Here is a 20550-nt window from a genome sequence, read left to right on the forward strand (position 1 = left end):
ATTTTTACAGCGTTCATCATCGGGAGGCTGAACATGAGCAAATATAAGCCATCAGTAAACACGCTGTTTCTTTCGGATATTCACCTCGGTTCATCAACCAGCCATTGCGAGCTGCTTCTCGAGTTTTTAAAGCATATTCGCTTTAAAAAGTTAGTATTAGTTGGCGATATTATCGATTTATGGGCAATTCGTAGCAAAGGCCAAGGTCTCGACGAATCCCATATTAAAGTGATTCGCAAATTGCTTAAGCAAGCACAAGAAGGCGTGCAAGTCGTTTATATTACCGGTAATCATGATGGCGGCTTACGCCAGTTACTCGACGACTACCCTTTTGATAAGGGCATCGTGAATATTCAATTGACCAACACTTATGATTACCACGCGCTTAACGGCGATCGGTACATTGTGCTTCATGGTGATCAATTTGATAACCAGGTGCGAGGTCATCGTCTACTTAACTGGCTCGGTGATAACATCTACGAGGGCTTGTTGAAGATAAACCGCATTTTTAATCGTTGGCGCTCGCAAAAAGGTTACGCTTACTGGAGTTTGGCTAAAGCGGTTAAATCACGCTCCTCGCAAGCACTCAAGTATGTCCATCGATATCAGCTTGCCGCGACCGCCTATGCCGAGCGTAAAGGTTATGATGGCGTCATCTGTGGTCACATCCACGTTGCTGCCGACCGCCACTTTAATAACACTCATTATTTAAACACCGGTGATTGGCAAGACTCGTGTAGTGCCGTTGTTGAACATGAAAATGGTGAATGGGAGTTGCTCGATGTGCCTTCTTGGCTGAATAGCCAAGCCAGTATCAAACAACTGAAGCCGCGTGTTGCTTAACAATTAACGCAATTGCGGCCTCGGTTTTTGGCAACGTATAGTGCGCTATCAGCTTGGCGCAACAGATCACTATGCATACCACCATTACAATGCTCTGCCACACCAAATGAGGCGGTTATTCGAATCGCTTGATGATGGGTGCGGATAACCAACTTTTCTAACGCTGCCCGAAACCGCTCCGCTGTTTTGGTAGCTTGCTTGACGTTTTGATTCGGGAGTAGAAGCGAGAATTCCTCGCCGCCGGTGCGTGCGAAGATATCGCTGGTGCGCACAAGTTCATCGAGTGTACGCACGAGTTCGATTAATACGCGGTCACCCGCTTCGTGACCAAAGGTATCATTGATTTGTTTGAAGTGGTCGATATCAAAAGTCACCAACGCCAACGGTTCTTGATAACGTTCGCTGCGATGCACTAAATTCTCAAGCGCCTCGGTAAAATAACGACGATTGTAAGCGCCCGTTAACGGATCCCGCTCTGCTTGCTCTTTCAGCTTTAATTCAAGTTCTTTCTCTTCGGTGATATCTCTGAGTGTGCCCAACACCAACTCACCACTCGCTTCCATCTCTACTATCTGTCGCACCCACAGGTAGTGACCATCGGTGTGTTTAATCCGATGCTGGATATCAACCGTGTGTCCTGGCTTTAGCTCATTTTCCGCGGCTAGAACGCGCTCAAGATCGTCGGGGTGTGTACTGGCTCTAAAAAAATGAAAGTCGCCATTCTCAGGTTTTTCCTGCCAACCTAGAATGGTGTAAATCATCTCTGACCATTCGATCGATTTATCCTTTAAATTGGCTTCCCAATGACCCAACTTGGTAAGCGTCTGTGCTTGCTTGAGGTTACGGCGGTGTCTTTCTAGCTCAAGCTCCATGGCTTTGCGCTCAGAAATATCAACAATCATACCGTACCAACTCATTGAATCATGGGTCTTGTATATGGGGCGTGCATGACCGAACACCCACCGTTCTTTGTCATCTACAACGACCCGATACTCACATATCCAGTCGCTCATGGTCGCTTTTGCGTCCGCAATGGTTGCCATGATGTGCGGAATATCATCAGGGTGCAGCGCTTTAAAAATTGCCGAGGCATCATCGACGACTTGTTCGGGCGTCACCCCGTATATTTCTTTAATACCTGCGCTGGCAAACGGAAACCGCGTGCGTCCGTCACTAAACTGTTGAAACTCATACACAACGCCCGGGATCAATGCGGCAATGGTAGAAAAACGATGACGCAACTCAACCAAGTGAGTAATTTCAATATGACTACCAATTACCCATTCAGGTTTGCCATCTGCAGTCCAAGTCTCACAACGACCTGAGTCACGCACCCATACCCAGTGGCCATCTTTATGGCGCATGCGCGCTTCGCATTCGTAGAAAGGCGAACGCCCCGAAAAATGGTCTTCGAGGCGTTGGTTGGATAGGATTAAATCGTCAGGATGCGAGTGTTGAACCCAACTTTCGATACTCGGCGATAGCTCATCCAGTTGATACCCAATAATATTGGCCCAACGTGCGTTAAACCGGCACTCGCCCGTTTGAACATTCCATTCCCAAGTACCCGCTTGTGTCGCCTCGATCATCGACAACAATTTTTTCACGTACAAGGATTCAGGCAACGACGACGAGTTATACATCTGAACGCATGTTCCTTATTGCTTAAGGGTTTTTGATTTAATATTCATCAAAGCAGAGTATAGCAGTGAATATAGCGTTTCAATCTAATATAGAAACATTCGTTCGTTTATAAAGTATACCGTGCGTCATATATTGAGCGTCATCAAGTTATCAGGAGGCGCTTATGAACGCAGCCACTTTACCTATCATCTCAATGGATTCGCTCGACTCAGCTGAAGGTCTCGCCAAGCTTCGCCATGCCGCAAGTGATGTCGGGTTCTTTTATTTGGTGGATCACGGTATTAGCTATGATAGCCAACAGGACTATCTGCGCCTGAGCCGCGAGTTCTTCCAGCTTACATCTCAGCAAAAGCAGCGTGTTGATATGATCCGCTCCCCACACTTTCGCGGTTACAACGGAATGGGTAGCGAGATGACGGCTGGGCGGTTAGATGCCCGCGAGCAGTTTGATTGGATGAACGAAGAGCAAGCCATACCCGAAGTTAAGTTAACGCAGCCTTGGCAAAAACTAATAGGTCCCAACTTATGGCCGTCGGCCATGCCGCAACTTAAACCTGCACTCACCTCGTTGCAGCAGCGCTTAAGCGGTATCACGGTTAATCTTTTGCAAAAGCTGTGCATGTCACTCGGTGTCGACGCAAATGCGTTAGACCATACCATCGGTGAACAGCCTTACACTCATGCCAAACTCATTCGCTACCCAGGCCAAGAAAGCCCGCAACAAGGCGTCGGGGCGCATAAGGATCCAGGCTACCTTACGCTCGTCATGCAGGATACACAAAGTGGGCTCAAGGTTGAACGTGATGGTGATTGGGTTGATGTTGCACCTATTCCAGGCGCTTTTGTTGTCAATATTGGTGAACTTTTAGAACTGGCATCCAATGGGTTTTTAAAGGCAACTAATCACAAAGTTGAGAGTCCAAAGCAAGGTGTCGAGCGTTATTCGATCGCTTTTTTTATGGCCGCCCAGCTTTCAGCAACCGTCCCCGTGTTGCCATTACCAGACGAGCTGAGGGCGCGTGCATCGGGTCCATCAACGGATCCGAATAATCCGTTACTGACCGATGTCGGTAATAATGTACTTAAAGGTCGATTGCGTTCACACACACATGTAACACGCCGCCATTATTGTCAGCAGACGGCGCGTACATTATTGGCCAACAGTTTTGCACAAATGCCGATAACGGATATTTGTAACGAATGCACCATTTAAAGGAAGGAGAGCATAATATGGGTTTACGAATTGGCGATAAAGCACCCAACTTTGAAATCGAAACCACGCAAGGCAAAATTGACTTCCATGACTGGGCGAAAGGCTCGTGGGTTTTCTTCTTTAGCCATCCAGCCGATTATACCCCGGTATGCACAACCGAGATGGGCCGTACCGCTCAGCTTGCCCCTGAATTTGAAAAGCGCAACGTTAAACCGCTGGGCTTATCAACAGATACCGTTGATGCACATAAAGGTTGGATCAACGATGTCAATGACACTCAAAATACGTTGCTAGAGTTCCCTATTGTGGCTGACCAAGAGCGCAAAGTTGCAGAACTTTACGATATGATTCACCCAGGTGAGAGCCAAACTGCAACAGTGCGCTCGGTATTTATTATCGACCCAGATCAAAAAATTCGGTTAACCATGACGTATCCGATGACCGTCGGCCGTAACTTTGCTGAAATTCTGCGTGTGATTGACGCTCTGCAAACGACCGATTCACAAGAAGTTGCCTGCCCTGCCGACTGGGTGCCGGGTGACCGCGTCATTATTCGTCCAACCGTGTCAGAAGAAGACGCTCAGAAGAAGTTCCCACAAGGTTACGAGACGCTACGCCCTTATTTGCGTTTAACGGATATTAATAAATAACCTGCTTAAACCTGTTATAAGAGCCGGCGATGACGCCGGCTTTTTTGTTTGTTCGCTTACCTCAATCGATCCTTTCACGATCATCCGATGATCCCAGCAAAGACTTGTGCATTAAAAAAGCATATAATACGCGCCGATCGGCGGTTTAAAGTTGAGTGTTTTACTCGGGTATTTTATAATGAAGGTATCTTAAGTTCAGCAAGGTGGTAAGCATGAGCGAACAAATTGATCAGGCACTCGCACGTAAATACGATGCGGGCTTTGTCTCAGAAATCGAATCAGAAACCTTTCCCGTAGGGTTGGACGAAGACGTCATCCGCCGTCTATCAGCCATTAAAGGCGAACCTGAGTGGATGCTCGAGTGGCGATTAAAGGCCTACCGCACTTGGCTCAAACAAACTGAGCCCGAGTGGGCGCACGTCGATTATCCTAAGATTAACTATCAGGATATCTCTTATTACTCAGCACCTAAGTCTATGAAAGACAAACCTAAGTCTTTGGATGAGGTGGACCCTGAATTGCTGCGTACCTACGAAAAACTGGGTATTCCTTTGCACGAGCAAGAAATGCTGGCTGGCGTGGCCGTCGATGCTGTGTTTGATTCTGTTTCCGTGGTCACCACCTTCCGCGAGAAACTCGAGGAAGCGGGCGTTATTTTCTGCCCGATCTCAGAAGCGCTGCAGAAATATCCCGATCTGGTTAAAAAATATTTGGGCACCGTGGTGCCGCGTGGCGATAACTACTTCGCTGCACTCAACAGCGCCGTATTTACGGACGGTTCGTTCGTATACATTCCGAAGGGCGTGCGCTGTCCAATGGAATTATCCACTTACTTCCGTATCAACGAACAAAATACTGGTCAGTTCGAACGCACACTGATTGTTGCCGATGAAGGTAGTTATGTCAGTTATCTTGAGGGCTGTACCGCACCACAACGTGATGAAAATCAGTTACATGCTGCCGTTGTAGAATTGGTTGCGCTAGAAGGCGCCGAAATCAAATACTCAACCGTACAGAACTGGTACCCCGGCGATGAGAACGGTAAAGGTGGTATTTACAACTTCGTTACCAAGCGTGGTTTGTGTGAGAAAAACGCCAAGATCTCGTGGACGCAGGTCGAAACCGGTTCTGCGGTTACGTGGAAGTATCCAAGCTGTATTCTTAAAGGTGATAACAGTGTGGGCGAGTTTTACTCAGTGGCACTCACCCGTGGCAAGCAGCAAGCGGATACGGGTACTAAAATGATTCACTTAGGTAAGAATACCAAGTCGACCATTATTTCTAAGGGTATTTCTGCAGGCTACAGTAACAATGCCTACCGCGGTCTGGTTCGAATGGGACCGGGTGCTGAAGGTGCGCGTAACTTCACAGAATGCGACTCGCTGTTGATTGGCGATAAATGTGGCGCGCACACATTCCCTTATATTGAAAGCAGCAATCCAAGCGCGATTGTTGAGCACGAAGCAACAACATCTAAGGTCAGCGATGACCAGCTCTTTTTATGTCAGCAACGAGGCCTTGACCCTGAGAAAGCAGTCTCAATGATTGTGAATGGCTTCTGTAAAGAAGTATTCCGCGAATTGCCAATGGAGTTCGCCGTGGAAGCCGGTAAGTTGCTTGAAATCAGTCTTGAAGGTTCAGTGGGGTAATAAATGCTTACGATCAAAGATCTACATGCACGCGTTGAAGAGAAAACCATCATCAAAGGTCTTAATCTAGAGATCAAACCTGGTGAAGTGCACGCAATCATGGGCCCCAACGGTGCTGGTAAAAGTACCCTAGGCTATGTGCTATCGGGTCGCGAAGGCTATGAAGTTGAACAAGGTGAAGTGACCTTCAATGGCGCTAATTTGCTTGAGATGGAAGTTGAAGAACGCGCTCAGGCAGGCCTTTTCTTGGCATTCCAGTACCCTGTCGAAATTCCAGGCGTGAGCAACATGGAGTTTATGAAAGAGTCCGTCAACGCAATGCGTAAAGCGCGTGGAGAGGACGAGCTAAGTTCTGCCGAATTTTTGAAAAAAGCAAAAGCAGCCTGTAAACAAGTGAATTTACCACTCGACTTCTTAAAACGGGGTGTTAACGAGGGCTTCTCAGGCGGTGAGAAGAAACGTAACGAGATCATGCAGTTGATCATGCTTGAGCCTAAATTAGCGATTCTCGACGAATCTGACTCAGGTCTTGACGTTGACGCACTGCAAGTGGTTGCCAATGGCGTAAACAGTCAACGCGATGGTAAGCGCAGCTTCATCGTCGTTACGCACTATCAGCGCCTGCTTGATTTCATCGAGCCAGACTACGTTCATATCTTGGCGCAAGGTAAAATCGTTAAGAGCGGTGGCCCAGAGCTTGCCAAAGAAGTTGAAGCATCAGGTTACGCTTGGCTTGGTCAAGCACAAGAGGGAGAAGAAGCATGAGTCAATGGTTAGCTCACGTGATTGAACGTGCCGCCGCCGTTGATGATTGGTTATCACCAGTACGTGCGGAGGCACTGGCTAAGCTGAAAGAACAAACTTGGCCTGGACGTCGCACTGAAGCGTGGCGATACACGTCGCTGCATGCTGTCGAAGATCTGTCGCTCGCCACCGAGAGCTCAGTACAGGCAGAAGCGCCAGCCATTGCTGGGCTTGATGCACTCGATTTAGTGTTTGTCGATGGTCGTTTAACCACCCCATTGGCGGATCTTGATCTGCCTGAGGGTTTAACCATTCGTGCATTGACCGACAAATCTGAAGCAGCAGAGCACGTCTTCACTAAAGTAAAACCGAGCCATCATTTATTTGGATTGGTGAACGACGTATTAGCAACTCAAGGTGTCGTCATTGACGTGGCACAGGATGCTGTTATCGAGCGCCCAATCCGTGTGGTGAATTTCGCTTCGGATAACGTCGAATCGCACACGCGCGTGTTGGTGAGCTTAGGCAAAAACGCCAAAGCAACCGTGATTGAACATGGCAGTGGCACGGGTCATAGCTTAAACACCGCGTTCGCTGAATACGATATCGCAAATGAAGCACGTTTAGAGCATTACCGCTTTGCACTGCATCAAGGCGATGCCATCCATGTTGGCGGTAGCCACTTTAAGCTCGCGAACAAAAGCCGTTTAAACAGCACGCTGATTGGCTATGGTTCGCAACTTACGCGCTTAGACGTGGATATTATTCACGCGGGTGAACATGCGCACGCTAAGTTTAACAACGCATACCTGTTAGCGCCTAAAGAACATTTCGACCTGCATAGCACCATTGAGCACGCGATGCCGAATGGTACGACAGAAGAAAATGCACGTGGAATCATCGGTGACAAAGCGAAAGCCGTATTTAACGGCCGCATTCATATTCATCGTGATGCACAAAAAACCTTAGCGGAACTGAATAACCGCAATCTGCTGTTGTCTCGCGGTGCGCAGATTAATACTAAGCCCGAGCTCGAAATATACGCCGACGACGTGCAATGTGCGCACGGCGCGACTGTTGCCGAGATCGATGAAGAGGCGTTGTATTACTTGCTGACGCGCGGTATTAACAAACAAATGGCATTGGTCATGCTGAACTTTGGCTTTGTGCAAGAACTGGTATTTGATATGCCGAACAAAGCCTTAGCAGATTGGTTACAACCTATTCTGAAGCAGCGCTTTGAAGACATGATGGAGCGTTCATGAGCCTTAATGTGGAGCAAATTCGTGCTCAGTTTCCTGTGCTGCAAGAGCAAGTTAACGGTCAGCCGTTAGTTTATCTCGATAATGCAGCCACAACGCAAAAACCGCAGGCGGTGATTGATGCGTTGGTTGAGTACTATTCGACATATAACTCGAATGTGCACCGTGGCGCGCACTTTTTATCCGATAAAGCAACTCGTCGGTATGAAGAAGCGCGTCAGGTCGTTGCGAACTATCTCAATGCTTCACGCACAGAAGAAGTCATTTGGACCTCAGGCACCACCGAAGGCATTAACTTAATTGCTCAAGGTGTTGCTCAACGCCTACAGCCAGGCGATGAGGTGGTGGTGACTGAAATGGAACACCACGCGAACTTAGTGACGTGGCAACAAGCGTGCAAACGCGCAGGTGCCAAGCTCAAAGTGGCACCGATAAGCGACGCGGGTGAACTGGATGTAAGCGCCTTTAAAGCGCTGATAAACGAACACACGGCATTTGTCGCATTCCCGCACATCTCGAACGCATTGGGCACGATTAACCCAGTTAAAGAGCTCACCGCGATCGCGAAATCCGTCAATGCGCTGGTGCTTATTGATGGTGCTCAAGGTGTCGCCCATGGTGCTGTCGATGTGCAAACCATTGGCTGTGATTTTTACGTATTTTCAGGCCATAAAGTGTTTGGTCCAACCGGCGTTGGCGCACTTTGGGGACGTTACGAGATACTCAAAGACTGGCCCGTATGGTTAGTGGGTGGGGAGATGATTGCCACGGTAACTTACCAAGACGCAACCTGGGGTGAACTGCCTAACCGTTTGGAAGCGGGGACTCCGAATATTGCGGGTGTCATTGGCTTGGCTGCAGCCATTAATTGGTTACAGCAGTTTGATGCCAACGAGATCCTCGCTCACGAACAGGATCTCCTAGCTTATGCCACCGAATTGGCAGAGCGTATCGAAGGTATGCGCTTAGTCGGAACCGCGCCGCAAAAGATCGGTGTGATGAGCTTTGTACTCGAAGGCACCCACCCCGCGGACGTTGGCTTCATCTTGGATAAACAAGGCGTTGCCATCCGTACTGGTGACCACTGCGCTCAGCCGTTAATGAAACGCTTGGGTGTACCGGGCACTGCACGGGCATCGTTTTCAATATACAATACGCGAGCTGACATCGACCGTTTGTTTAGTGCGATCAAAAAAGCACAAATGATGTTAGCGTAACGACAGGAGGTAAATTATGTCTGTCGAATCTTTTGTACCGAATAAACAACTCATCAGTATGACGCCCAGTGCAATTAAGCACTTTGAAACAAAATTAGCGGATCAGCCGGGTGCGTTGCTACGCCTCTCGACCAAGATGAGCGGTTGTACGGGTTATGCATACGTATTGAATGCCGTAACTGAAACTCAGGCGGACGACGAGTTAGTCGAAGTGAACGAGTCGCTCACTGTCGCAGTTGCCAAAGATGCTGTTGATGTCCTGCGTAATACGGAAATTGATTACGTGAAAGAAGGCATTAACGGTGTGGTTAAATTCAATAACCCGAACGTTGTCAACGAGTGCGGCTGTGGCGAAAGCTTCAGTGTACAGGCGTAGGTACTGATTCATGCAACAAAAAATGGTCACCACTCAACGCGAAGTTAAGTGCCGCAAAGTGCCTTCGGGTGAGGTTAAAGTCATTCCCAAAGGCGAGTTTGTTAACATTACCCAGGATTTGGGTGGTAACTATACTGTGACATGGATGGGCAACATGCTGCGCATCGACGGTACTGATGCCGATGCCATTGGTCGTAAGCCTCAGCAACTTAACTTTGAAGCGCCCGCCGACGGCCAGATTAGTGAATCGCAGGTGTGGGAAGCATTAGAGACCATCTTTGATCCAGAGATACCCATCAACTTAGTTTCGTTAGGGCTTATTTATGCCGTTAATATCGATCAAGACGCACAGCGTATTGATATTGATATGACCCTGACGGCACCCGGCTGTGGCATGGGACCGGTACTCGTCGGAGATGTCGAGTATCGACTCAGCTTAGTGCCACACGTAAATAGCGTTAACGTAAACTTAGTATTTGATCCACCTTGGTCTCGGGACATGATGTCCGAAGAGGCACAGCTTGAAGCAGGCGTATTCTTTTAATTATTAGCAGTCTATAAGGGTCGACCTAAAGATGAATCTACCAAGCACTGATGAAATTATCGAAGATCTTGAGTTTTTAGATGACTGGGAGCAACGCTATCAGTATATCATCGACCTCGGTAAGGGATTGCCTGGTCTATCAGAGGAGCTTCGTAGAGACGAGTTTATTGTACGTGGTTGCCAAAGTAATGTATGGCTGATTGCGGAACAAAAAGACGACCGATTGTTATTTCAAGTCGACAGTGATGCAGTCATCGTCCAAGGGTTACTTACACTCGTGTTGGCTGCATTCCATAACAAAACGCCTGAACAAATTCTCGCGTTTGATATTGATGGCTACTTCAAAGCGTTGGATCTAGAAAATCATATCACGCCAACCCGTGGTAACGGCCTAAAAGCCATTGTTGCTAAGATCCAGTCAATAGCGCAAAACGCTTAATCGCGTCGACCAGTGATCATTGGGCGTATCAGTTGTATGCGCCCCCACCACTGTACCCATACCACAGCAGCAATATGTAAACACACCAAAGCAAACAACGCGTGAGCACCCCACTCATGCCATTGCTCTAATACCGAACTGCCGTAAAAAGCGTCGATCTCCTCAAGCATAAATCCCGTGGTGGCTTGATAGGCAAACAATCCCATCATCAATAAGATAACGAGCCCACCTAAGGGGTTATGTCCCGCATCTTTTGGTAATTGACGTTGTTTTAAATGCTGGAGGTGCGCTTTGACACGCGAAGGTGTTGGTAGAAAGTCCGCGAAACGCGCACGCTGCGGGCCGATAAAGCCCCACACGGTGCGAAAAATAAGCCAAGCGAACGCATAATAACCTGCAATTTGATGCGCGGTTTCGCCTGGCTCGAGTAAAAAATAGTTGAGCACAAAAACAAGCGCTATGCTCCAGTGAAACAGTCGAATACCGATGTCCCAAATGTGCATAGCGCTATCCGTACCCTATTCCATTTCTTGTTTAACGATACTGCCGTCCACCGGGTTAAAGTAGATTTCTACTTTTTGGTCATCAGCATTGAAACCATAAATTTCATAGCACTGACCTTCGGTGACTTTAAATTCGTTAATTTTATAGCCCTGATCTTTCAGATTTTGCTGAAACTGAGCCTGATCCATCCATTCGCTCTGCGGCGCAGACGTACACTGGGTGTGCGACTCCTCTGCACTACAGGCGCTCAATAATAGCGCGCCTGATGCCAAAGCGACGGAAGCTAACAATGTTGCTCTCATTACGCTCTCCTATTCGTTCGGTAACGACTGATAACCCATATGGTAAAGGGTAAAGCCAAAGATATCCGAATACTGTTCAATAGTTTTTGATACTGGCGTACCCGCACCGTGTCCTGCGTTGGTCTCAATACGAATAAGCTGCGGTGCATTTCCACCCGCTTTATCTTGCAGCTCAGCTGCAAACTTAAATGAGTGCGCAGGTACAACACGGTCATCGTGATCGCCTGTAGTCACCAACGTTGCTGGATACTCAACACCCTCTTCTACGTTGTGCACAGGTGAGTAGTTCAACAAGTACTCGAACATCTCTTTATTGTCTTCGGCTGTACCGTAGTCGTATGCCCAGCCCGCACCGGCAGTGAAAGTGTGGTAACGTAACATGTCCAACACGCCGACGGCAGGTAAGGCAACCGCAAATAAGTCAGGACGTTGTGTCATGGTTGCACCCACTAATAACCCGCCGTTTGAACCACCACGGATCGCTAGTTTATCTTTTGAAGTATAGTCTTCATCAATCAGGTACTCAGCGGCCGCGATAAAGTCATCAAAGACGTTTTGTTTCTGCATCTTGGTGCCGGCATCGTGCCATGCTTTACCATACTCACCACCACCACGCAGGTTGGCAACCGCATACACACCGCCCATTTCTAACCAGGCTGCATTGGCGATACTGAACGAAGGCGTCAAGCTGATATTAAATCCGCCATAGCCATACAGGATCGTTGGGTTGCTACCATCTAGCTCAGTACCCTTCTTATAGGTGATGATCATAGGTACTTTAGTACCGTCTTTAGACGTGTAGAAAACCTGCTTCGATTCGTAGTTATTGGGATCGAAATCAGCGCCCGACTCTTCGTAAACCGTCGATTCACCCGTATCTGGATTTAACGCATAAATGGTTTGTGGCGTGCTGTAGTTAGTAAATGAGTAATACAGCGTCTCCGCATCATCTTTTCCACCAAAACCACCAGCGCTACCGACGCCTGGCAATTCGATTTGACGAATCTCGTTACCCTCGTAGTCGAACTGCTTCACTTGCGATACTGCATCGACCATATACTCAGCAAATATATAACCTGCGCCTGTGGTCGGATTAAGCACGTTGTCCGTCTCTGCGATTAAATCGCTCCAGTTACCCTCTTGCGGATCCGCGGCATCAACCACGACAACGCGACCGTTTGGTGCTTGACGATTGGTTTGGATATAGAGCTTGCCGTTTTCGCTGTCTAATACAGACACGTCTGAATCATAGTCATCGACGACCGTCAGAAGAGGCGCATCATCCTTGCTCAGATCTTTAATAAACAGTTTATTGCCAGACGTTGAATTCGCGGCCGAGATGACCAAGAATTGATTATCATCTGTAACATAGCCGCCTACATAACGATGTTTCTGCGCATCCGTACCACCAAATACCAGTTCATCATCGCTCTGTGGTGTACCTAGCTCATGGTAATACAGTTTGTGTTGGTCGGTTTTTGCCGAAAGCTCGCTGCCCTCAGGTTTATCGTAGCTTGAGTAATAGAACCCTTCGTTACCTTTCCACGAGATACCACTGAACTTCACATCAACCAGTGGATCTTCCAGACGCTCTTTCGTTTCGGCGTCAATCACAATAATTTTACGCCAGTCACTGCCACCTTCCGAAATCGAGTACGCGGCAATTTTGCCATCTTCGCTAAAGGTCAACTGTGCCAATGAGGTCGTTCCATCTTCACTGAAGGTATTGGGATCAAGAAATACTTCCTCTTGATCGCTACCCTCTTTTTTACGATACACCACGTACTGATTTTGCAAGCCATCGTTTTTGTAATAGTAGGTGTAGTCACCCTCTTTGAATGGTGCGCTGACTTTTTCATAGTTCCATAATTCGGTCAGACGCTTCTCAATTTTGTCGCGGAAAGGAATTTTCTCAAGATGACTAAACGTAACGTCGTTCTGTGCTTTTACCCATGCTTCAGTTTCGGCACTACGATCGTCTTCTAGCCAACGATACGGGTCTTTTATTTCGGTATCAAAATAGGTATCGACCGTATCCCCTTTACGCGTCTCTGGGTACTTCACTTGCACCGACTCCGATTGTTGTTGATCGACTTGCTGTGTTTCAGCTGTTTGTGACGTTTCGTTTTGCGCCGGTGAGCACGCAACAAGTACGCTAACAGCGACAGCGCTGAGTACGTATTTCATAGATATTTCCTTTGTTGTTATTTTGTAACTATTAAGTTAACAGACTGTCCTGAATTACGAAACTTTGGTAGAACAGTAATTCGACCGAATATGCCTAACTTGAGATAAAGCCAACATGAATCATAAATCTACATTAAAAGACCTTCCTCAGCTACTTTGTGGTCCCTTGGTTAGGCATGTTGCAGCAGACCATTTTTATCTGTGGCTGGTCACTCAAACACCCGATGTACCCCAAGTCGTTTGTTGGATTGATGGCAGTTCGTGTGAGGTCTCGATCACCGAGCATATTTTGCCGATTGGTAAGCATGCCTACGTGATGCTGTTAAAGGTCGAACCGGCACACACCTTTGCGCACAACCAGCAGGTAAATTATGACTTAGTATGGTCCGCAAACGATGAACAGCTATCGCAACACCACGACTTTTTGCTCTATACGGGTCACTCCAGCCCACACTTTATCTATAAGGACGTCGTTGACCAGCTGTTTCATGGCTCTTGCCGACGCCCACACCATACCGCTCAAGACGGTCTTGCCCGAGTGGATAAAGAGATCCAAACTCATCTTGATCGGCCATCTAAGCGCGCCGCACTGCTTTTGCATACGGGCGACCAAGTCTATGTCGATGACGTTGCGGGTCCTATGTTGGCATCGATTCATGCACTGATTGATGTGCTGGGATTATTTGATGAAACCTTGCCCGATGAGCAGCTTAATCAGCTAGATGATTTAATTCGGCATCCAAACGGATACTACAGCCGTCAATCGCTGCTCCCCGATACAAAAGCCAATGAGGCCTTGACCGAAAAGTTTTTTGGCGGTGTGAAGAAACCCATTTTTACATCTGCGCACGCAGGTAACCATTTAGTGACGGCTGCAGAAGTTTTTGCCATGTATTTACTCTGTTGGTCGCCAACACCTTGGCGCCTGATTAATGTTGAACAGCCATCGCAGCTAAACGAGGAGCAAGCCAATCGTTTTCGCGATGAGAAGGCGGCGCTCGATGGCTTTGTAAAAATCTTACCTCAAGCAGCCCGTGCAATGGCGCATAGCATTAACTACATGATGTTTGACGACCATGATGTGACCGACGATTGGAACCTATCAGCCGCTTGGGAGCTGACCGCCTATCAACACCCTTTTTCAAAACGCATCGTAGGTAACGCGCTGTGGGGTTACCTGATTTTCCAAGGTTGGGGAAACCAGCCCACTGTTTTGCAACCATTGATAGATGAAAGTAACGCATTACTCAAACAGCCGCTCGTCGAACAGGCCGACGCGCAGGATGAACTGATCGATCAATTACTTGATTGGGAGCAGTGGCAGTTTGCTCTCAACACTAAGCCAAAAGTTCTGATACTTGATACGCGCACACGCCGCTGGCGAAGTGAGCGCAGTATTCGCAAGCCTTCTGGTCTTATGGATTGGGAATCACTGATGGAAATGCAGCATGAGATCATGGATGAAGAGGCCGTAATTTTAGTGTCACCCGCACCCATCTTTGGTGTAAAGCTGATCGAAGCAATACAAACCGTATTTACCGCAATGGGCAAACCGCTGGTAGTCGATGCCGAGAACTGGATGGCACATAGGGGGGCTGCCAATACGTTACTGAATATATTCTCACACAAACGGACACCGCAAAAATTCACTATTTTATCGGGCGATGTGCATTACTCATTTGCGTACGATATCCAACTCCGACGCGAAAAGGCAGAATCATTTATTTGGCAAATTACCAGTAGTGGCATTAAAAACGAGTTTCCTGCCTCGCTGCTTGAGTGGCTCGACCGCCTTAATCGCTGGCTATACTCACCGCGCTCACCGCTTAACTGGCTCACCAAGCGACGTCGGTTTGCCGTATCGCCCCGTCTACCGACGGGTCGGGATGCGGGCGAACGGTTGTGGAACCATTCGGGTATTGGTTGGGTCAGTTTTGATCAGGATGGTGCGCCGTCTTGCATTCGGCAATTAAATGCAGACGGCGGCGAAACCGAGTTTTTAAAGGAGGAATCATGAACCGAACACAAGCCGCAGAGTGGCAACGCTACGAACGTTTTGGCGACAAGCAGACACACTATCAAGTGGCGATTATTACCGACGAGGATCAAGCTTCTAAAATTCAATTAGAGGATGGGCAGACCGCCTGGCACTCTCGCTTGCGAATTGACGAAATCGCTCGGCAAGTCGACTCAGCGACAGGTGATATTCAATATCACTTTCACGACCTCCCCCCAGACGATACTCACGAGTATTCTTTAGTCTCACTGATTGCTGAGGGTGATCGCGGTGCAGAGTTCTCCGAGCTGGTTCAGTTTGGTAAGCACTTACTCACTTTTGATGACCGAACGGGACTTGTCTGTGAGGTACGCAACAATAACCAATTGGTGCCCCGACAAATACTAATGACAGGCAGTGGTGATGAAGAATTCAAAGGCTTTAAGAGCGAATGGGCAACACTAAAAGATAATCACGTCTATATCGGAAGCCATGGCAAGCGTCCACAAGAAGAATGGATTAAGGTGATTGGTCGTCACTACGGTTTGCAAAGCATTGATTGGCGTGAAAACTATCAGCGGATGCGCGAAGCCGCTGGTGTTGCAGAAACCGGGTATATCATCCATGAAGCAGCGGAATGGCATCCTGTGCTGAAAAAATGGTTATTCTTCCCACGCAAGTTATCAAGTCAGCCCTTTGACCCCGAACGCGACGAGCGTGAGTGCGGCAACAACCAGTTGTTTATCTGTAGCGAAGACTTCTCCGACATACAGATCATTGAGGTCGGTGAACGTCACCCAGAGCGCGGCGTATCCTCGATTAAGCTTGTACCTGGTAGGCAAAACGAGTGTATTGGGCTAAAAAGCGTGGAAATTGGGGAGCGCACCGAGACCTATTTCTTCGCCTTCGATTTAAACGGCCGAGTGCTACAACAAGACACGTTAATCGGACACTATAAATGCGAAGGTATTGAAATCCTCTAATGGGAGCGACTAGTCGCTTTTATCCTTGTTGTGGAATCGCGCTAAGGTTTCGCCATATACGCATTCAACATGTTGGGTAAAAGCCTCCACCGAGTAGTCTGCGGCAAACTTGAGCGCCTGTTTGCCGAGTTGCTCACGGAGTTCATCATCATTGATGAGCTTCACCACTTGCTCACTCCAACGCGCTTGCTTAGCCGGTGTTTTATAACCATTGATATCATCTTCAACGACATCTTCAATCCCGCTCGAGCGAACCGCCACCACTGGCATGCCCGCCGCCATCGCTTCAAGAATCACCATGCCTTGTGTTTCAGATTGCGATGCAAACACAAACAGATCACCCAGGGCATACCACTCTGGCATATCTTTAGGTGGCACGGCGCCAGCTAATTGAACACAGTCAGACAGCCCATGTTCATCAATTCGCTGTTGTAAGTGTTCGCGTTGATGACCTTCACCTATCTGAATTAACCGCACAGGTTTATTAGCTCGCGTTCGGATATCCACCATGGCATCAATCATGAAATCGATATTTTTCTCGTCCGATAAGCGCGCAACGCTGACTAATACACATTCATTTTCGCTGATAGAGAGTGACGCTTTTAACGACTCAACCTTACTTGTACTGACTTTCTGGAAACGCTGGTATTCAATGCCTGTCGGTTGCACATATATTGGCTTAGTCACACCAATCATGCGCAAATACTCCTCTACCGATTGCGTCGGCACAATCACGCTATCGCATTTATTGGCAAAGCGACGCACCATAATGTGGGCAATAATATTACGGAACAAATTGCCCGGCAGCATGACGTAATGAGCATAGTGTTCAAGGCGCGTGTGATAGGTATACACGACGGGCACTTTTAAGCGCTTGGCCATATAAACACCCAGTGAACCTATCCAGAACGGATGGTGCACATGGATAATATCAGGCTTAAGTGCTTTCACTTTTTGCCGCACCACGCGCGAAAACAAATGAGCGAACTGAAATTCGCTGTTCTCGCCAAACGAAAACCAATTTGGCATTCGAATTACATGCGCTTCGTCGCTTCGCGCATTGGCGTATTTTGGGGCGACAATTGAAATTTTATGACCCAAATGCTTTAAGCCCACCCGTAGGCGTTCAATCGAGATCGGCACGCCGCCGATAAACGGCAAATAATTGTTAGTGAACATCACGATATTCAATGATTTATTCAGCCAAGGCTTAGGATCAATATCGTAATCCGGGTAGTACGACTTGCCGACAAAAACCATTTGATACAGCTTTACACTTACTAGCAGTAACGCACTGACAATAAGTATAAAGTTGATATAGCCCGCATACAGTAATGAGTAGATAAAAAACCAAAGACTCTCGAGGATCTTGAGCACGGGGTGCTGCCCGACTTCTAGCTCATTGACACTGACATCAACGCCTTCATCCGTGACGCGCACCTTCAGATAATGATAAAAGCTATTATCATGATTGAGCACTAACCCGCCGGCACCCCCGGTGATGTAAAACGGCGTGCCTTTGTACATGACTTTGTCATAAATGGACAAGTGGCTAGAAAACACAGCATCGACGGGGTGTTGCTCAACCAATTGCAACAAACCTGAGCGGAATCCCAGAGGCTCTAAAAAGTCATCGTCGGTGGTAAACAACGCATCGTTTTGAGGTCGTACTGGCGGATGCGATACAAAAATGAACCGGTGCTTTGACTCATCGGCGCGCAAGATATCGGTCAACCAGCGCAGCTGCCATTGCCACGGCGTTTTGCCGGTGCTATCTAAAAAAATAAACCGTGTGCTGTCTGCAACAAAACTAAAAAAATGTGGCCCAAAATGCTCGTAATAACGGAAGCTGCCAAATTCGTCGTATTCGTTATCACCAAAGGTCAGTAAATAGGGCTTATTTAAATGGGATAAACTACCGTAAAGCGCCCGGTATTTATCTTCACCACCACCGCTCACGGCGTTTCCCGCTGACACGACAAAATCGATATCGGCCTGGTTTAACTCGGGAATAATCCGTTGTTCAAAGATACCAATCGAATTATTAATATTACCCAATACGGCAAATTGGTAATCTGAATCCCCTTGCAAACGGCTACTGATGCTCGCCACCTGTTCACTATGTACGACTTCGAATTCCGGTTGACTGAAGTTCAGATAGACTTTGTAGCCAATCACTAACGCGACAATAGCGACATTTACGTAGAACAATAACTTCAGCCATTTACTCTTATTCATGCGCCCTTCCTGCGACTTGCCAACATCTCGTACTGCAACGTCACCATGCCAATCAACATGCCTAAGTATATAGTGATAAAGCGCCAGCTAAAGATAATTAATAATAAGTGATTACTTTGCACAAACTGCGCAAAAAAAGAACCAAACACACCTTCGGATACACCTGATGCGCCGGGGGTCGGCGCAAAGTACATCACAAACGTAGTCACCACGAGTAAGCCTACGGACTGCCAATAAGGCACCGAGTAATCAAGCGCCCACAGCAAAATGGCTGGGAAGCTGAATAGGCTGAGTAGAAAAATAACGGTAAAAAGGACAGAACCCCAAAAAAACAATGGCGGTCCCTTACAGTAATCGCGAAAGCTATCAGCGAAACGAAGCATCTCACGTTTACTCCAAAAACCCAGCACACGACACCTGTGTTGGCTCACTAAATTTAAGCGTTCTAGCAACTTAAGCGTGCCATTAATTGGCGCGATCAGCCAATGTGTTTTAAACAACACCATGGCAAAAAATGCTAAATAAGCTGTCACCAATACGGCAAGTGAGCCACCGATCCCCTTGGACAAAGCAGAATCAGAAAGTGCGGGCAGTGTAAGCAACAAAATGGGCGTTAAGGTGAAGATGAAAATCACCGCCAATACAGTGCGAATAGTGGTTGCCGCAGTCGCACGTCCAACCGGCACACCTTGTTTCGCGAGGTACCAGACTTGCGCAAACCCGCCCCCCGTCGCCATTGGCGTGACGTTCGAAAAGAACAAGTTAATAAAAACCAGTCGTGACATGGCAGCGGCGGGTACACGATAGCCTAACGCCCGTAGCGTAAAGTAAAGCCGTAATCCATCACTCGCAAAGTAGACAATCAGAAGCGCGAGTACACTCAATAAAATTGAGGGATTCAGTAAGCGATTATCAAACCGTAATTCAGCGCCCTGAAAAAACTGTTGAATACTGTAAAACCCGAGCGCCGTTAATAGAACAAAGAGGCCACTGAAAATCAGCAGCCTCTTCCAAGCAATGGGTTGTTGTTCTGTATTTATCGGCATTAGTATCCGGGCATTAAGAACACTTCACGAACGCAGTTACGCGGATGCGCATTGAGAGCGTGTAAAACAGCATCAGCGACATCTTGAGGATCTAATTTATCGGGCTTAGGCTCGTCAAAGAAAGGGGTATTGACCATTCCAGGCGCAATAACCGTGCAACGACCACTCCACTCACGCATTTCTTCAGCTAAATTCTGCGCAAAACCATGCACGAACCACTTGCTGGCACCATACACCGAGCCTTTGATCGCCGTGCGGCCAGCCGCCGAGCCCGTCATAATAAAGTGCCCGGTGGTTTTCTTTAAATGAGGTAGTGTCAGCTTAGCCGTGTACAACAGTGCGTTGATATTAAGGTCAATCATTTCGCGCCACTCGTTAGGATCGCCGTTTTCGGTACCTGCGGCATTTAACCCCTTACCTGCGTTGGCAAACACGGCATCGATTTGACCAAACTGATCAATAGTACGCTGCACGACCTGCTCTAACTGAGCAAAATCGGTGACGTCTGCTGCGATAGGTAGGACATGGTCATCACCTAAGTCATTCGCTAATGCGTGTAACTTATCCTCGCTGCGTGCCGTTGCCACAACCTTGTAACCTTGTTTTACTGCCTCTCGAGCTGTGGCTTCACCAATACCTGAAGAGGCGCCTGTAATTAACAGTACTTTGGTCATGGAAACTACTCCTTTCGGTTTCTTAAAGTCGTTCTTACG

Annotated in this window: 19 protein-coding genes; 12 read left to right on the forward strand and 7 right to left on the reverse strand. The window is 47.8% G+C overall.

Features of this window, described 5'->3' with window-relative positions:
- Nucleotides 1–33 precede the first annotated feature (33 nt).
- Nucleotides 34–843 (forward strand): UDP-2,3-diacylglucosamine diphosphatase, encoded by an 810-nt coding sequence (locus DFP83_RS11635; protein ID WP_110575924.1) that lies wholly within the window; start codon nucleotides 34–36, stop codon nucleotides 841–843.
- Here DFP83_RS11635 and DFP83_RS11640 read toward each other — a convergent pair.
- Entirely contained in the window at nucleotides 840–2486 is a 1647-nt protein-coding gene (locus DFP83_RS11640) for a sensor domain-containing diguanylate cyclase (protein WP_110575926.1), read from the reverse strand. The genes DFP83_RS11635 and DFP83_RS11640 overlap by 4 nt on opposite strands.
- 164 nt (nucleotides 2487–2650) lie before the next feature.
- Between DFP83_RS11640 and DFP83_RS11645 the strand changes: the two genes are divergently transcribed.
- The 9 genes from DFP83_RS11645 to DFP83_RS11685 all read left to right on the forward strand — a co-directional run bounded on the left by DFP83_RS11645 (nucleotide 2651) and on the right by DFP83_RS11685 (nucleotide 10581).
- On the forward strand, nucleotides 2651–3700 hold the full coding sequence (locus DFP83_RS11645) for an isopenicillin N synthase family dioxygenase (protein ID WP_110575928.1): 1050 nt from the start codon (nucleotides 2651–2653) through the stop codon (nucleotides 3698–3700).
- A gap of 17 nt (nucleotides 3701–3717) precedes the next feature.
- The gene (locus DFP83_RS11650; protein ID WP_006953974.1) at nucleotides 3718–4350 is read left to right on the forward strand and encodes a peroxiredoxin; all 633 of its coding nucleotides are present in this window, start codon (nucleotides 3718–3720) and stop codon (nucleotides 4348–4350) included.
- Between the two features lie 212 nt (nucleotides 4351–4562).
- On the forward strand, nucleotides 4563–5999 hold the full coding sequence (gene sufB, locus DFP83_RS11655) for a Fe-S cluster assembly protein SufB (RefSeq protein ID WP_110575930.1): 1437 nt from the start codon (nucleotides 4563–4565) through the stop codon (nucleotides 5997–5999).
- A 3-nt stretch (nucleotides 6000–6002) separates the two neighbouring features.
- Nucleotides 6003–6764 carry a Fe-S cluster assembly ATPase SufC gene (gene sufC, locus DFP83_RS11660; RefSeq protein WP_110575932.1) on the forward strand — a complete coding sequence of 254 codons (762 nt, stop codon included), beginning with the start codon at nucleotides 6003–6005 and terminating at the stop codon, nucleotides 6762–6764.
- A complete protein-coding gene (sufD, locus tag DFP83_RS11665) occupies nucleotides 6761–8008 on the forward strand; it encodes a Fe-S cluster assembly protein SufD (RefSeq protein WP_110575934.1) in 1248 nt (415 codons plus the stop codon). Before sufC ends, sufD begins: the two co-directional genes overlap by 4 nt.
- Nucleotides 8005–9222: an aminotransferase class V-fold PLP-dependent enzyme gene (locus DFP83_RS11670; protein WP_110575936.1), complete on the forward strand. Its 1218-nt coding sequence runs from the start codon at nucleotides 8005–8007 to the stop codon at nucleotides 9220–9222. Before sufD ends, DFP83_RS11670 begins: the two co-directional genes overlap by 4 nt.
- A gap of 16 nt (nucleotides 9223–9238) precedes the next feature.
- A complete protein-coding gene (locus tag DFP83_RS11675) occupies nucleotides 9239–9598 on the forward strand; it encodes a HesB/IscA family protein (protein WP_110575938.1) in 360 nt (119 codons plus the stop codon).
- 10 nt (nucleotides 9599–9608) lie between these two features.
- Complete coding sequence (gene sufT / locus DFP83_RS11680; RefSeq protein ID WP_110575940.1) at nucleotides 9609–10142, forward strand: putative Fe-S cluster assembly protein SufT; 534 nt, start codon at nucleotides 9609–9611, stop codon at nucleotides 10140–10142.
- 31 nt (nucleotides 10143–10173) lie between these two features.
- Nucleotides 10174–10581, forward strand: coding sequence for a SufE family protein (locus DFP83_RS11685; protein WP_110575942.1), 408 nt, complete (start codon nucleotides 10174–10176; stop codon nucleotides 10579–10581).
- Here the strand turns inward: DFP83_RS11685 and DFP83_RS11690 are convergent.
- Genes DFP83_RS11690 through DFP83_RS11700 form a run of 3 tightly spaced genes read right to left on the reverse strand, consistent with a single transcriptional unit; the run spans nucleotide 10578 to nucleotide 13574 of the window.
- A complete protein-coding gene (locus DFP83_RS11690; protein WP_110575944.1) occupies nucleotides 10578–11084 on the reverse strand; it encodes a cytochrome b/b6 domain-containing protein in 507 nt (168 codons plus the stop codon). The two genes, DFP83_RS11685 and DFP83_RS11690, sit on opposite strands and share 4 nt — an antisense overlap.
- Nucleotides 11085–11099: 15 nt before the next feature.
- Complete coding sequence (locus DFP83_RS11695) at nucleotides 11100–11387, reverse strand: PepSY domain-containing protein (protein WP_110575946.1); 288 nt, start codon at nucleotides 11385–11387, stop codon at nucleotides 11100–11102.
- 9 nt (nucleotides 11388–11396) lie between these two features.
- Nucleotides 11397–13574 (reverse strand): prolyl oligopeptidase family serine peptidase, encoded by a 2178-nt coding sequence (locus DFP83_RS11700; RefSeq protein ID WP_110575948.1) that lies wholly within the window; start codon nucleotides 13572–13574, stop codon nucleotides 11397–11399.
- Between the two features lie 115 nt (nucleotides 13575–13689).
- Here DFP83_RS11700 and DFP83_RS11705 point away from each other — a divergent pair, with 115 nt between their 5' ends.
- Nucleotides 13690–15591, forward strand: a complete 1902-nt coding sequence (locus DFP83_RS11705; protein WP_110575950.1) for a metallophosphoesterase family protein — start codon at nucleotides 13690–13692, stop codon at nucleotides 15589–15591.
- Nucleotides 15588–16553, forward strand: coding sequence for a hypothetical protein (locus DFP83_RS11710; RefSeq protein WP_110575952.1), 966 nt, complete (start codon nucleotides 15588–15590; stop codon nucleotides 16551–16553). The genes DFP83_RS11705 and DFP83_RS11710 overlap by 4 nt, the downstream gene beginning before the upstream one ends.
- Nucleotides 16554–16562: 9 nt before the next feature.
- Here the strand turns inward: DFP83_RS11710 and DFP83_RS11715 are convergent, their stop codons facing one another.
- From DFP83_RS11715 to DFP83_RS11725, 3 genes are read right to left on the reverse strand one after another with little or no spacing between them, the layout of a single operon-like run.
- Nucleotides 16563–18791 carry a glycosyltransferase gene (locus tag DFP83_RS11715; protein WP_110575954.1) on the reverse strand — a complete coding sequence of 743 codons (2229 nt, stop codon included), beginning with the start codon at nucleotides 18789–18791 and terminating at the stop codon, nucleotides 16563–16565.
- The gene (locus DFP83_RS11720) at nucleotides 18788–19837 is read right to left on the reverse strand and encodes a lysylphosphatidylglycerol synthase transmembrane domain-containing protein (protein WP_110575956.1); all 1050 of its coding nucleotides are present in this window, start codon (nucleotides 19835–19837) and stop codon (nucleotides 18788–18790) included. Before DFP83_RS11720 ends, DFP83_RS11715 begins: the two co-directional genes overlap by 4 nt.
- Complete coding sequence (locus DFP83_RS11725) at nucleotides 19837–20511, reverse strand: SDR family oxidoreductase (RefSeq protein WP_110575958.1); 675 nt, start codon at nucleotides 20509–20511, stop codon at nucleotides 19837–19839. Before DFP83_RS11725 ends, DFP83_RS11720 begins: the two co-directional genes overlap by 1 nt.
- Nucleotides 20512–20550 lie beyond the last annotated feature (39 nt).

Source organism: Idiomarina fontislapidosi (assembly GCF_003226255.1).
Taxonomy (GTDB): Bacteria; Pseudomonadota; Gammaproteobacteria; order Enterobacterales; family Alteromonadaceae; genus Idiomarina; species Idiomarina fontislapidosi.

What these genes read in the sequence shown, in the direction of transcription:
- DFP83_RS11635 (WP_110575924.1), top strand. Translation starts at nt 34, where the DNA reads ATGAGCAAATATAAGCCATCAGTAAACACGCTGTTTCTTTCGGATATT.
- DFP83_RS11640 (WP_110575926.1), bottom strand. Translation starts at nt 2,486, where the DNA reads ATGTATAACTCGTCGTCGTTGCCTGAATCCTTGTACGTGAAAAAATTG.
- DFP83_RS11645 (WP_110575928.1), top strand. Translation starts at nt 2,651, where the DNA reads ATGAACGCAGCCACTTTACCTATCATCTCAATGGATTCGCTCGACTCA.
- DFP83_RS11650 (WP_006953974.1), top strand. Translation starts at nt 3,718, where the DNA reads ATGGGTTTACGAATTGGCGATAAAGCACCCAACTTTGAAATCGAAACC.
- sufB (WP_110575930.1), top strand. Translation starts at nt 4,563, where the DNA reads ATGAGCGAACAAATTGATCAGGCACTCGCACGTAAATACGATGCGGGC.
- sufC (WP_110575932.1), top strand. Translation starts at nt 6,003, where the DNA reads ATGCTTACGATCAAAGATCTACATGCACGCGTTGAAGAGAAAACCATC.
- sufD (WP_110575934.1), top strand. Translation starts at nt 6,761, where the DNA reads ATGAGTCAATGGTTAGCTCACGTGATTGAACGTGCCGCCGCCGTTGAT.
- DFP83_RS11670 (WP_110575936.1), top strand. Translation starts at nt 8,005, where the DNA reads ATGAGCCTTAATGTGGAGCAAATTCGTGCTCAGTTTCCTGTGCTGCAA.
- DFP83_RS11675 (WP_110575938.1), top strand. Translation starts at nt 9,239, where the DNA reads ATGTCTGTCGAATCTTTTGTACCGAATAAACAACTCATCAGTATGACG.
- sufT (WP_110575940.1), top strand. Translation starts at nt 9,609, where the DNA reads ATGCAACAAAAAATGGTCACCACTCAACGCGAAGTTAAGTGCCGCAAA.
- DFP83_RS11685 (WP_110575942.1), top strand. Translation starts at nt 10,174, where the DNA reads ATGAATCTACCAAGCACTGATGAAATTATCGAAGATCTTGAGTTTTTA.
- DFP83_RS11690 (WP_110575944.1), bottom strand. Translation starts at nt 11,084, where the DNA reads ATGCACATTTGGGACATCGGTATTCGACTGTTTCACTGGAGCATAGCG.
- DFP83_RS11695 (WP_110575946.1), bottom strand. Translation starts at nt 11,387, where the DNA reads ATGAGAGCAACATTGTTAGCTTCCGTCGCTTTGGCATCAGGCGCGCTA.
- DFP83_RS11700 (WP_110575948.1), bottom strand. Translation starts at nt 13,574, where the DNA reads ATGAAATACGTACTCAGCGCTGTCGCTGTTAGCGTACTTGTTGCGTGC.
- DFP83_RS11705 (WP_110575950.1), top strand. Translation starts at nt 13,690, where the DNA reads ATGAATCATAAATCTACATTAAAAGACCTTCCTCAGCTACTTTGTGGT.
- DFP83_RS11710 (WP_110575952.1), top strand. Translation starts at nt 15,588, where the DNA reads ATGAACCGAACACAAGCCGCAGAGTGGCAACGCTACGAACGTTTTGGC.
- DFP83_RS11715 (WP_110575954.1), bottom strand. Translation starts at nt 18,791, where the DNA reads ATGAATAAGAGTAAATGGCTGAAGTTATTGTTCTACGTAAATGTCGCT.
- DFP83_RS11720 (WP_110575956.1), bottom strand. Translation starts at nt 19,837, where the DNA reads ATGCCGATAAATACAGAACAACAACCCATTGCTTGGAAGAGGCTGCTG.
- DFP83_RS11725 (WP_110575958.1), bottom strand. Translation starts at nt 20,511, where the DNA reads ATGACCAAAGTACTGTTAATTACAGGCGCCTCTTCAGGTATTGGTGAA.